Consider the following 12,034-nt stretch of genomic DNA (forward strand, 5'->3'; position numbering starts at 1 on the left):
CCGGCCGGCGAGGGCCCCTCCGCGGCCGCACCGCTCCCCGCTCATGCTCAGCTCCCCGACGCGAAGGCCCCCACACATGAACTGCCGTCCATTGCGTACGCGACTTCGTCCTCCCTCCTTTCCGATGACAACTGCACACCGTTCGACCGCTCGGGGTGAACACGGAGGGAACGGAGCCATATGAGTGTGGGAATGACGTCAGTGGAAGAGGTGTCCCGCCCGGATGACTCCGCGGATGCTTCGCGCCCGGATCTCTCCGCGGTGGTCGCCCGCCGTCCCGAGATGCGTCTGCTGCGCCGGGCCCTGGCCGACAGCGGTGCCGGCCAGGGCGGCCACTGGGTCGTGTACGGAGAAACCGGCGCGGGAAAGACCGCTGTTCTGCGCGCCCTTCGCGAAGAAGCGCGTGTGCTCGGCCACTTGGCCGTGGAACTCAGATGCACGCCGATGGAAGGACGCGTGCCTTTCGGCACCGCGCGAAAGCTCATCGCCCTGTTCGGTGAATCGCTCCCGGTGGGCGGAACGGCCGAGGAATCCCTGCGCCGGGCCGGGGAGGCGCTTCCGTCCCGGGAAACCTCGGCCGCGGGCCGGGAGTCGGTCCTGGGCGAGGTGCTCGCCGGGCTCCAAGAGGCGGCCCAGGCCCTCACCACGGCGGCCCCGCTGCTGATCACGGTCGATGACATCGGCTGGTCCGACGCCGCCTCGCTGGACTGTTTCTCCTACCTGCTGAGCCAGTGCGATGGAGTGGGCCGCTTCCTCCTCGTTCTGACGCTGGCCGACGGTGAACCGGTGCGGGTGCCCGCCGCTCTGGAGGAGTTGCGTCTGAGTGCCCGTGGACGTATCGACCTCGGCGGTCTCGACCTGCCGGGCACGGCCGCACTGGTGACGGCCGTCACCGGCCGGCCGTGCGACGACAGCCTGGCGGCGGCCTGCCGCGCGGCGACGGCGGGAAACCCGCTGTTCCTGCGGGCGCTCGCGCGGTGCCTGCCGACCCGGCGGGCCGCGACCGCCCGTGACGTCGCCGGCCTGGGGCCGCGGGCCGTGGCCGACCATGTGCTGACCCGGCTCGCGCGGGTCTCGGAGCCGGCGTCGGCCATGGCCCGTACGGTCGCCGTGCTGGGTGACGGTGTCGATCCGCTGATGGTCGCGGAGCTGGCGAACCTGGACTGCTCGACGGTCGCGGAGGCGGCGGATGTCCTGGTGCGCACGCGTCTGTTCCGTGACGGGGGGCGGATGTCGTTCCGTCATCCCGTCGTGGCGGCGGCCATCCGCGAGCAGACATCCACCGTGGTCAAGAACACCGCTCATATGCAGGCCGCGGAACATCTGCAAAGCCGTGGGGCCCCGGCCGAACAGGTGGCAGGGCACCTGATGGCGACCACCCTCCCGCTGACGGCCTCCTGGATGGTGGACACGCTGCGGTCGGCGGCGCGTTCCGCCCTGGTACGGGAGGAGACGGGCGAGGCCGTGGAGTACCTGCAACGAGCCGTGCGGGACGCACGGGGAGGGGACTGGCGGCGAGCCGCCGCCCAGCTCGCGGACGTGCAGTTGCTCACCGACCCCTCCGCCGCCATCGGCCGGCTCTCGGACATGGCGCGCCGAGGGGTGACGGCGGAAGAGCACCCGCAGCTCCTGGCCCGGCTCGCGGACGCCTCGTTCTTCTTCGCCACGCGCCCCCGCGTACGGCGCGAGCTGGCCGAGGCCGTCGAGACGGTCGCGGTCTCGCAGCCGCACTACACCGCCGATACGCAGCTGTACCGGGTGCTGCATTCTCTGTCCGAGTTGTCCACGAAGGAGGCGTGCGAACTCGGACACCGGTACCTCGCGTCCGATCCGCAAGAAGGCGTGCTGCGCAGCGCGGCCGGGGCGCTGAGCGCCGTGAGCGCCTATGCGGCGGGCCGGAGCCGGGAGGCCGCGCTGGACCTGGTGAAAGAGTCACTACGCGACCCGGACCTCTACGAACTCCCCAATACGGCGCCCTTGTGCGTCGGGACGGCCCTGCTGGTGCACGAGGGCTACCTCGGTCTCGCCTCGGAGTACTGCCGGCACGGCATCGCCGTCGCGAAGAGAGAAGGGCGGCGGCTCCAGGTCGCCGCGCTCCTGCCGCCCCTGGCGGGAATCGCCCGGATACGCGGGAATCTGCGCGAGGCGGAAGGCCTTCTGCGGACCTGCTTGAAGACCTTCGGGCGGTACGGGGTGTGGCGGGGCAACCCGTCCGCCGTATGGGCGGGTGCCGAACTGATCGGGGTGCTGGTCGATCTGGGGGAATCCGCCGCCGCCCGCACGGTGCTCGGTGAGAGCGGCTGCCACGGTGACATGCCGACGATGTGGTCGACGCAAGCCATGCTGACGCAGCGGGCCCGGGTGCGCATGGCGGCCGGGGAGCTCGACGATGCGCTGGAGGATCTGCGTGAGTGCGGGCGGCGGTCGGCGGCGCTGGGCCTGCTCAGTGTCGAGTTCGGGGGTTGGCGTCGGCTGGCCGCCGAGGTGGCGCATCAGTTGGGGCGTCACCAGGAAGCGCGGCGCTTGGCGGAGGAAGAGCTGGAAACCGTACGGGACAAGGCCACGGACCGTACCCAGGGAGCCGCCTTGCGTACGGCAGCGCTGGTCATCGGCGGCGAAGCCGGCCTCGGGCCGGCACGGGAGGCGGTGCGGATCCTGACGGGGACCCCCGACGTTCTGGAGCTGGCCCGTGCGCAGTTGACTCTGGGCACCCTGCTCCGGGGCACCGGTGACCGCGTCGCCGCCCAGGGGCCCCTGGCACAGGCGCATGCGCTCGCGAGCCGCTGCGGTGCGGCGCCGGTCGAGGCACAGGCTCGCGAGCAGTTGCACGCCCTGGGACGGCACCAGGACGACCGGTCCGTGACAGGACTGCTGTCCCTGACCAAGCGGGAGCGGCAGGTGCTCTCCGACGCCGTGCGCGGCCGCAGCAACGGTGCGATCGCCGACGCGCTCTTCATCACGCGGCGCACCGTGGAGATTCACTTGACCCATGCCTACCGCAAGCTCGGCATCCAGGGACGCAAGGAGTTCGCCGAACTCTACAAACGGCAGGAGTTGTGGGCCTTGCTGACGGAGGAAACAGCCAACGGATAACGCCGGACGGGCCCGGACCATTTCCCGTACGGGCGGTACTCACCCGCCCGGTCAGGCGGTCGAAGCATTGCGCTTCGGCCGCCTTCCGGTGTTCCGGAGCCGAACGGCAGGCAGGTGTTTCCACGTGCCGGAGCCCGCGGACGAACCTTCGGTGCGGACCGAGAGGCCCGCGCTTTCCCCGGCGTCGATGATGAAAGCGAACCCGGTCCCCGGCCGGAGCGGAGGTCACTCGCCGGCCGGGGACCGGCGCACCGCTCGTTTCCCTTTACTCGAAGGATGAGTCCGTTGGGATTCCGTATCAGTAAAGAGTTCCACTTCTCCGCCAGCCACCGTCTGGACCACCTCGACGAGGGCCACCCCTGTTCCCGTATGCACGGCCACAACTACGTCGTCGAACTCGAACTGTCCGCCGACGGCGACGCCCTGACCAAGGCCGGCTTCGTACGGGACTACGGGGAGCTCTCGGCCTTCAAGCAGTGGCTCGACGCCGAACTCGACCACCGTCACCTCAATGACGCGGTCGACGGACTGAACCCGTCCGCCGAGAACCTGGCGCGGTGGATCCACGAGAAGTGGCGCACCGACCTGCCGGAGCTGACCGCGGTCCGGGTCTCCGAGACGGACAAGACGTGGGCGGAGTACCGGGCATGACCCCACGGTCTGCCGGGTCCGGGCGCGGGCGGGAAGGGGGTGACGCCGCGGTGGGACCGAAGCTCGTCGTGAACGAGATCTTCGGCCCCACCTAGCACCGTGCAGGGCGAAGGCCCGTCCGCCGGCCGGCGGTGCGCGTTCCTGCGGCTCGGCGGCTGCAACCTCTCGTGCCGCTGGTGCGACACCCCGTACACCTGGGACTGGTCGGGGGTCGGCGACTCCGGCGTCGCGTACGCGCCCAAGGACGAGCTGCACCCGATTCCCTGGCGGGAGGTACTGGAGCGGCTGCTGGCCTACGGGACCGACCTCGTCGTCGTCTCGGGCGGCGAACCGCTCAGCCAGCAGAACCGTCTGCTTCCCCTGGTGCGCGCGCTCCGCGACCACGGACGCGACGTGGAGATCGAGACCAACGGCACGATCGCGCCGGACACCGGTCTGGTCGCCGTCGGCGTGCGGTTCAACGTCTCCCCCAAGCTGTCCCATTCCGGGGACCCCGAGGACCGGCGGATCGTGCCCGGGGCGCTGCGGGCGCTCGCCGCGGTCCCCGGCACCGCCTTCAAATTCGTCTGCCGCGGCGAGGAGGACCTGGACGAGGTCGCGTCCCTCGTGGACCGCTGCGGCACCCGGCCGGTCTGGATCATGCCCGAAGGCCAGACGTCCGAAGCCACCCACCGACATCTCGCACAGCTCGGCGATCACGTCGTAGCACGCGGATGGAACCTCACCACACGCCTTCACGTGGCCGTGTGGGGCGACAGGAGAGCCATATGACGATGAGCGCCGAAACCCGCACCCTGGAGATGCCGCGCGAGCACACGGAGCCGGCCCAGGACCCTCTGGAGGCGCTGGCGCGGCAGCTTCTCACCGAGATCGGTGAGGATCCGGAGCGCTCCGGCCTGCGGGACACGCCGGCCCGCTTCGCGCGGTGGTGGAGGGAGTTCACGCAGTACGACGCGGGCAAGGTCGAGACCGTCTTCCCGCTGCGCACCACCGGGCAGCTGGTCACGGTCTCCGACATCACCGTGTGGTCGCTGTGCGAGCACCATCTGCTCCCGTTCTCGTGCTCGCTCACGATCGCCTACCGGCCGGCCTCCCATGTGCTCGGGCTCTCGAAATTCGCCCGCATCGCACACCGGCACGCGCACCGGCTGCAGATCCAGGAGCGCCTCGTGCACGACATCGCCGCCGAGATCTCGGCCGTGACCGGGTCCCCCGATGTGGCCGTGATCGGCAAGGGCGAGCACCTGTGCATGACCATGCGGGGCATCCGCACGCCGGCGCTCATGACCTCGTCGGCGTTCACCGGCGTCTTCGAGGACTTCGGGCCCGCGCGCGACGAGGTCGTCGGCGTGGCCGGCGGAAACCGCTGACCCGGCGGGAGCTTGTTCCGCTCCGTTCACCCGTACCGGAAAACCCACCGAAGGAAGGTGAGAGCTTTGCGTGAAATTCCCACCGGGCTCGGGCTCGACGACATCCTTCTCGTTCCCCGGCGCACCTCGGTCACCAGTCGCGCGCACACCGATGTCGGCACCGAATTCGTCCCCGGCCTGCGGCTGTCCGTCCCGGTCGTCTCCGCCAACACCCCGTGGTGCACCGGCGCCCGGATGGCCACCGCGATGGCGCTGGCGGGCGGTCTCGGCGTCATCCACCGGATGCAGACGGCGGAGGACCAGGCTGCCGAGGTGTCCGCCGTGAAGAAGAACGGTCAGGAGGGGTCCGCCGCATCGGGCGCCACGGTCGACGGGCAGGACCGGCTCCGCGCGGCGGCCGCCGTCGGTGTGACCGACGACTACCTCGACCGCGCGGCCCTTCTCGTCGCGGCCGGGGCCGACGCCCTGGTGGTCGACGTCGCACACGGCCACGCCGACTACGTCCTCAAGGCCGTGGAAACGCTGAAGTCCCGCTGGCCCGACGTGCCCGTCGTGGGCGGCAACGTCGCGACTCCGGAAGGCACCAAGGATCTGATCGACGCCGGGGCGGATGCCGTCAAGGTGGGCATCGGGCCCGGCGGCATCTGTACCACACGTCTGGTGGCCGGCAGCGGTGTGCCGCAGTTCACCGCCGTACTGGAGTGTGCGGAGGAGGCCGCGGGGCACGGCGTACCGGTCATCGCGGACGGTGGTGTCAAGGAGCCGGGCGACATCGCGAAGGTGCTGGCGGCCGGTGCCCGGACGGCGATGCTGGGCAGCGCGCTCGCCGGCGCCGAGGAGAGCGCCGCCCTCCTGGTGGAGCACGACGGACGGTCCGCGAAGGTGAGCACCGGGTTCGTGACGTTCGGCATGCGGCTCACCCTGAAGCGGGCCCGCGGTGAGGCGGTGACCAAGGAGGAGCTGGCGCGGTACACGCCCGAGGGCGTGGAGGCGACGTGGCCCTTCAGCGGGCCGGTCGCCGACACGGTGAACCGTTTCGTCGGGGGGTTGCGCTCCGGGATGAGCTACTCGGGCGCGCACACGCTCCCCGAGTTCCGCGAACGCGCGCGCTTCGTCCGCGTCACGCCCGCCGGCCTGGCCGAGAACAAGCCGCACGCCCTCGGACGCACCGAACAGGTCCCGCTCGACTACGCGTCGGAGGCGGTGTGACGACCCCGATCGACACCGGCCGGTACGGCAGTCCGCGGATGCGCGCGCTGTTCACCGACCGGGCGCGCTACGAGACGTTCGTCCGTGTGGAAGGCGCGCTGGCGACGGCGCAGGGGCGCCACGGCGTCATCCCGCGGGATGCGGCCGAAGCCATCGCCGAGCGCGCCCGCACCCACCGGTGCTCCCCGCAGCGTGTCGCCGAGCTCGAAAAGACCAGTCGGCACGAGTTGTTCGCCGTCGTACAGGAATTCGCCGAGTCCTGCGGCACCCACCGCCCATGGGTCCACTACGGGGCGACCAGCAGTGACATCCTCGACACGGCGCTCGCCCTCCAGCTCGGCGAGGCCATCGCCCTGCTGGAGGAGGACCTGCGCGACCTCCTCACCGCGCTGACGGCACGCATCCGCGCGGTCGGCGACCACGTCATGATCGGCCGCACCCACGGCCAGCAGGCACAGCCGGTGACGCTGGGATTCAAGCTGGCCGTCGTGCTGGACCGGTTCGTCCGCTGTCTGGAACGCCTGACCCAGGCCAGGGAACGGATCGTCATGGGCAAGGTCGCGGGGGCGGTGGGCTCGCTCGCCGGGATCGGCGCGCACGGGCCCGAGGTGCAGCGGGAGACCCTGCGCGAGCTGGGCCTCCCGGAGCCGGCCGTCTGCGCCCAGGCCGTGGCCCGGGACCGGATCGCCGAATTCTTCTGCTGGGCGGGGCTGACGGCCGCCTGCCTGGAGGACCTGGCGACCGAGGTACGCAATCTGCAGCGTACGGAGATCGGCGAGGTCGCCGAACCGTTCGCCGAGGGCGGTCAGATCGGCAGCTCCGCCATGCCGCACAAGCGCAATCCCGTACAGAGTGAGCGCATCTGCAGCCTGGCCCGGCTGGTGCGCTCGCTCGTCGGGCCCGCGCTGGAGAACGTGACGAGCTGGCACGAGCGGGACCTGGCCAATTCCGCCAATGAACGGTTCACCCTGCCCGAAGCGTGCGTCCTGCTGGACGAAATGCTGACCACCGCCACCTACGTGATCGACGGTCTGCGGGTCTTCCCCGACCGTATGCGGCACAACCTGGAGCACTCGCGCAACGAGCACCTCAGTGAAGCCGTCCTCCTGCTCCTCGTCCAGCGCGGCGTGGACCGTCTGGAGGCGTACCGCCTGATCCAGGAGGCCACCGTCCGGGCCGTGGGCGAGGACACCGACATGGTCGACGCCCTACTGGCCCATCCGCGCCTCGCCGGCCGGCTCGACGCGGAGGAGGTCCGCCGGATGGCCGCCGCGGGGGCCGATACCGGGCACTGCCGGGAGCTGGCCGCCGAGGCCGTCGAGCGCGCCGAGCGCCTCGTCCAAGGAGGATGACATGACCTGCACCATCATCGTGGGCGGCCAGTGGGGTGACGAGGCCAAGGGCAAGATGGCCAGCCACCTGGCGCTCAAGGACGGTGTGGACCTCGCGGTGCGCGCCGGGCTCGGCCCGGGGGCCGGGCACACCATCGTGCACGCCGGACGGACGCACAAACTGCGTCAGGTCCCGAGCGCCGTGGTCAACAGCCGGACGCGGCTGCTGCTCGGCGCCGGTGTGCTCGTCAACCCCGCCGTGCTGCTCCGGGAGATCGAGGAACTGGGGGTGGCCGACCGCATCGGCGTCGACTTCCGGGCGACCGTCATCGACCCCGGGCACATCGAGGCCGAGGGGCGCGACCGCAACCTCACCGACACAGTCCGCAGCACCGGCAGCGGGCACGGTCCCGCTCTGGCGGCGCGTGCGCTGCGCAACGCGCGCCGGGCGCTGGACGTCCCCGAACTGGCCCCGTACCTGGCGGACGTCGCCGTGGAGGTCAACGGCGCGGTGGACGCGGGCGCGCAGGTCCAGGTGGAGGGGACGAACGGGTTCGGCCTGTCCGTGCTGTACGGGACCTACCCCCACACGGTGGGCAAGGACAGCACGGCGAGCACGGTGGCCGCGGACGCCGGGCTGGGTCCCCTGGCCGTGGACGACGTCGTCCTGGTCTTCCGGGCCTACCCGACCCGGGTCGGGGCCGGCGCGTTCCCGACGGAGCTGCCCGAGCAGGAGGCGGAGCGCATCGGGGTCGAATACGGCACGGTGACCGGACGGCGCCGGCGCATGGGCCGCTTCGACCTGGAACAGGCACGCGAAGCCGTACGGATCAACCGGCCCTCGTGCATCGCCGTCAGTTTCCTCGACTACGCGGCCCCGGAGGTCCGGGGGCTGCGGGAGGGCCCGCTGCCGCCCGGCGCGGCAGCCGACCTCATCGGTGAGATCGAACAGGAACTGGGCGTACGGGTCGAGCTCATCGGCACCGGACCGGGCACGGACGAGGTCATCGACCTCAGGTCCGCCCCCGCCGGCACCGGCACCACGGCCCTCCTCCCCCGTACAAGGAGCAACGCATGACCGCCGGCCCGCCCCTGTGGAAGCGGCAGAGACTGCTCACCATCAGCTGGCAGACACTCGGTACGCTGCTGACCGACCTCGCCGAGGAGATCCGCGCCGCGGGTCCTCTGCCGGACACGGTCGTCGGCATCACCCGCGGCGGCCTCACCCCCGCCGTCGCCCTCGCGCACCGGCTGGAGGTCCCCGAGTTCCGGATCATGGGAATCCCCCGGAACTCCTCCAACAGCCGGTACAGCGAGCGCGGCGCGGCGGCACTGGAATACGTCGTCCCGGACTCCCCGCTGACCGGGAAGCGCGTGCTCATCGTCGACGACATCATGGGCGACGGGGGCACGATGGAGACCGCGGTCGGCGCGCTGCGTGCCCTGGGCGCCGCGGAGATACGTACCGCGGTCCTGGTACGCAACCAGAACTGCGCCGGGCGGCCGGATCACCAGGCGCTCGAAGTCGACGACTGGACGGTCTTCCCCTGGGAGGCACCACCGGGTCCGGCGGAGGCGACCGTGCCGCTGGAGGCCGTGCGGTGACATCGCCCGACACGTCCGGGGCGCGGGTCTCCCGCGCCCCGGCGCCGCTTTCCCCCGCGACGGTCGTCTTCGACCGCGACGGCACCCTGCTGGACTTCTCCGACATGTTCCACCGCTTCATCGTCGATCTGCACCGCACGCAAGGGGTGGTTCCACCGTCCAGGGAGGTGATCCTCGGGTACGAGTACTGGCAGGCGATCATCAGCGGGCGGCTGCGCATCGGCGACGCGGTCGTCCGCGACCACGTGGACGACGTCGTACACCGCTACATGCCGCACGGCCGGCTCTTCCCCGGCACCGCGGAAGCCGTACGTGATCTGGGCGCGGCAGGCGTACGCATGGTGCTGGTGAGCAGCTGGGTCGGTGCCACGGCGACCGGGAAACTGCTCGAACGCTACGGACTGCACGATGTGTTCGGTGCCGTCCTCACCCGTGAGGAACTGGCGGCCGACGAGGCCCACGCCACGGACGCTGCGTGCAAGACGCTGCTCGCCCGCCGGGCCCTGGCCGAGGTGGGACACCGGCCGGGCGACGCCCTGTACATGGTCGGGGACACCCCCGCGGACATCGCCTCGGCCAGGACTCTCGGGGCCCGGGCCATCGGCGTACGCACCGGGAACGGCGGCCGGCTGTCGTCGGTACCGGGCGCCGGGCCGGACCTTCTCGTGACCGGCGCCGCCGAGGCTGCGGCCGTCATTCTGCGGGAAGTGCGCGCCAGGTAGTCCGCTACACCGAAAGGTGCCGGCGTTTTCGCGGGAACACGACGCACCGCTCTCCCCATCCGGCCGCTCCGGGCCGGATGGGGAGAGCGGTGCGTTGTTCCCTTGCCGTCCGCTCGCTCACACAGGTGCCGTGCCGATGAGTCCCGCCCGGGTCACGAGCGCGGCGAGCCGCTCTTCGTCCAGCTGCTCCGTCCCCACGGGACGACGGGGCAGCACCATGTACCGTGCCTCGGCGCTGGCGTCCCAGACCCGGACGTCCACCTCTTCCGGCAGGACGGTCCCGAACTCGGCCAGCACGGCGCGCGGCTCGCGTACCACGCGCGCCCGGTACGCGTCGCTCTTGTACCAACTCGGTGAGGGGCCGAGCAGCAGCACCGGATAGCAGGAGCACAGTGTGCACACCACGACGTTGTGCACGGTGGGTGTGTTGGCGACGACCCGCAGATGCTCGTCGTCGGCCAGCAGCCCGTCGAGACCCAGCTCCCGCAGGGCCATGGCCGGCTCCCCCAGCAGCAGTTCCCGGAAGTCGAGGCTGCACCAGGCGCGGGCGACCAGGCGGGCCCCGTTGAACGGCGTGGCGCGCGAGAGATTGCGCTCCAGGATGGCGTCGAGCTGCTCGTCCGTGACGAGCCCGGCCGCGATGACGCGTTCTTCCAGCCTTCGTACCCGGGCGGCGATGGGGAGGCTGACGTGTTCGGAACTCATGATGTTTCTCCTCGGAGGTCCCGGGCCGCCTCTCCGGCCGGCTCCAGGTAGCACTCCCAGAGGTCGGTCAGGACGATGTGCGCCCCGCTCCCCCACAGGTCGCGTGCTGCGAAACGCACGGTGTAGACGGGGAGGACCCGGAAGGGATCCCGACGCCGGGCGACGTCATCGGGGAGCGGGCAGGGCGGTTGTACGACTACGACGTGCCCGACGTGTCCCCGTACGTACCGGGGCACCCGGGTGTGGTGCGGTGGGTCCGCCGGACGCACCCGGACCGGTTCCCCGACGGAATACCGCCGTTCACCCACCGGAGACGGCCTCCTTCTTCTCGGCGATCCCCTTCTCGTCGAGGAGGAGTTCCATGCCCATGAGGACCCGCTCGTAATAGCCGGCCGCGAGATACTCGCCGGGCGGGACGCGTTCTTCGGCGTCGCGGAGTTCGGAGGCGGTCCAGACGCCCGCCATCGCCAGACCGATCAGCACGGCGAACACCCGCGCCTCCCAGTCGTGCCGCCACGGGTGGGGAGGGTCCTCGCCGTCCACGGGAACGGCGCCGTAACCATAGGTGCCGCCGATGTCGTTCATACGCGCCATGAATGCCCTCCTCCTTTCACGGCGCCGCGAACTCGGTGACACCGTCGAGGTATTCCGTCGGGTCCGGAACCTCCGCGTCACGGAACGCCTCCCGGCGTTCGTAACACGTGCCGCAGGTACCGCAGTGGCGCTCTCCCCCGCGGTAACACGACCAGCTCTTGTCCAGGGGGGCTCCGAGCCGGTTCCCGTACTTGGCGATGTCCGTCTTGCTCCAGGTGATGAACGGCGTCTCCACACGCGGCGTGGGGAATCCCTCGTTCGCGACCTGTACGAGTTCATCGAGCGCCCTGACGAACGCCGGCCGGCAGTCGGGATAGATGAAATGGTCGCCGGCGTGCATACCGAGGGCCACGACACCGGCCCGCCGCGCGACCGCGGCGCCCACCGCCACATTGGCCAGAATGGCATTGCGGTTGGGGACCACGGTGGCGCGCATCGAGTCCTCGGCGTAGTGCCCCGACGGAACGCCGACCTCGCTGTCGGTCAGGGCGGAGCCGCCCAGCAGGACACCGATTCCGCTCAGGTCCACCACATGGTGTTCCGCGCCGTAGTGCCCGGCGATCGTCCGGGCCGACTCGATCTCCCGGCGGTGGCGCTGGCCGTAGTCGACCGTCACCGCGGTGAGCCGGTAGTGCAGCATGGCGTAATGGGCGAGCAGCGTCGTGGAGTCCATGCCTCCGGACAGCACGACGACAGCGCTGAACGGGTCGGTCTTCGCCGGTGATTCGGGCAAGACGCACCTCCTGGGGTACCG

General features: G+C 71.1%; 13 protein-coding genes. 9 read left to right on the forward strand and 4 right to left on the reverse strand.

Translation table 11 applies throughout. The features are described 5' to 3' along the window. Positions 1-192 precede the first annotated feature (192 nt). The 9 genes from CP973_RS23060 (at position 193) to CP973_RS23100 (ending at position 9,981) form a co-directional block, all read left to right on the forward strand. A complete protein-coding gene (locus CP973_RS23060) occupies positions 193-3,093 on the forward strand; it encodes an AAA family ATPase (RefSeq protein WP_167538494.1) in 2,901 nt (966 codons plus the stop codon). A 285-nt stretch (positions 3,094-3,378) separates the two neighbouring features. Continuing rightward, a complete protein-coding gene (locus CP973_RS23065) occupies positions 3,379-3,744 on the forward strand; it encodes a 6-pyruvoyl trahydropterin synthase family protein (protein ID WP_244409951.1) in 366 nt (121 codons plus the stop codon). 99 nt (positions 3,745-3,843) lie between these two features. Continuing rightward, complete coding sequence (locus CP973_RS23070) at positions 3,844-4,515, forward strand: 7-carboxy-7-deazaguanine synthase QueE (RefSeq protein WP_150244528.1); 672 nt, start codon at positions 3,844-3,846, stop codon at positions 4,513-4,515. Next, complete coding sequence (gene folE, locus CP973_RS23075) at positions 4,512-5,114, forward strand: GTP cyclohydrolase I (RefSeq protein ID WP_425282011.1); 603 nt, start codon at positions 4,512-4,514, stop codon at positions 5,112-5,114. The genes CP973_RS23070 and folE overlap by 4 nt, the downstream gene beginning before the upstream one ends. Positions 5,115-5,171: 57 nt before the next feature. Next, positions 5,172-6,323 carry an IMP dehydrogenase gene (guaB, locus tag CP973_RS23080; protein WP_208853285.1) on the forward strand — a complete coding sequence of 384 codons (1,152 nt, stop codon included), beginning with the start codon at positions 5,172-5,174 and terminating at the stop codon, positions 6,321-6,323. Continuing rightward, entirely contained in the window at positions 6,320-7,675 is a 1,356-nt protein-coding gene (purB, locus tag CP973_RS23085) for an adenylosuccinate lyase (RefSeq protein WP_150244534.1), read from the forward strand. Before guaB ends, purB begins: the two co-directional genes overlap by 4 nt. A 1-nt stretch (position 7,676) precedes the next feature. Next, the gene (locus CP973_RS23090) at positions 7,677-8,732 is read left to right on the forward strand and encodes an adenylosuccinate synthetase (RefSeq protein ID WP_150244537.1); all 1,056 of its coding nucleotides are present in this window, start codon (positions 7,677-7,679) and stop codon (positions 8,730-8,732) included. Beyond that, positions 8,729-9,259 (forward strand): phosphoribosyltransferase, encoded by a 531-nt coding sequence (locus CP973_RS23095; RefSeq protein WP_150244540.1) that lies wholly within the window; start codon positions 8,729-8,731, stop codon positions 9,257-9,259. Before CP973_RS23090 ends, CP973_RS23095 begins: the two co-directional genes overlap by 4 nt. After that, positions 9,256-9,981: an HAD family hydrolase gene (locus CP973_RS23100; RefSeq protein WP_150244542.1), complete on the forward strand. Its 726-nt coding sequence runs from the start codon at positions 9,256-9,258 to the stop codon at positions 9,979-9,981. Before CP973_RS23095 ends, CP973_RS23100 begins: the two co-directional genes overlap by 4 nt. A gap of 117 nt (positions 9,982-10,098) precedes the next feature. Here the strand turns inward: CP973_RS23100 and CP973_RS23105 are convergent, their stop codons facing one another. The 4 genes from CP973_RS23105 to queC are packed head-to-tail and all read right to left on the reverse strand — an operon-like array spanning position 10,099 to position 12,013. After that, entirely contained in the window at positions 10,099-10,686 is a 588-nt protein-coding gene (locus CP973_RS23105) for a nitrile hydratase subunit alpha (RefSeq protein ID WP_150244545.1), read from the reverse strand. Continuing rightward, positions 10,683-10,994, reverse strand: coding sequence for an SH3-like domain-containing protein (locus CP973_RS41645; RefSeq protein ID WP_150244548.1), 312 nt, complete (start codon positions 10,992-10,994; stop codon positions 10,683-10,685). The genes CP973_RS23105 and CP973_RS41645 overlap by 4 nt, the downstream gene beginning before the upstream one ends. Further along, entirely contained in the window at positions 10,987-11,280 is a 294-nt protein-coding gene (locus tag CP973_RS41650) for an SH3-like domain-containing protein (protein ID WP_150244551.1), read from the reverse strand. Before CP973_RS41650 ends, CP973_RS41645 begins: the two co-directional genes overlap by 8 nt. Positions 11,281-11,296: 16 nt before the next feature. Then, complete coding sequence (queC, locus tag CP973_RS23120) at positions 11,297-12,013, reverse strand: 7-cyano-7-deazaguanine synthase QueC (protein ID WP_150244554.1); 717 nt, start codon at positions 12,011-12,013, stop codon at positions 11,297-11,299. Positions 12,014-12,034: the final 21 nt, after the last annotated feature.

This window comes from Streptomyces albofaciens JCM 4342 (assembly GCF_008634025.1).
Lineage (GTDB): Bacteria > Actinomycetota > Actinomycetes > Streptomycetales > Streptomycetaceae > Streptomyces > Streptomyces albofaciens.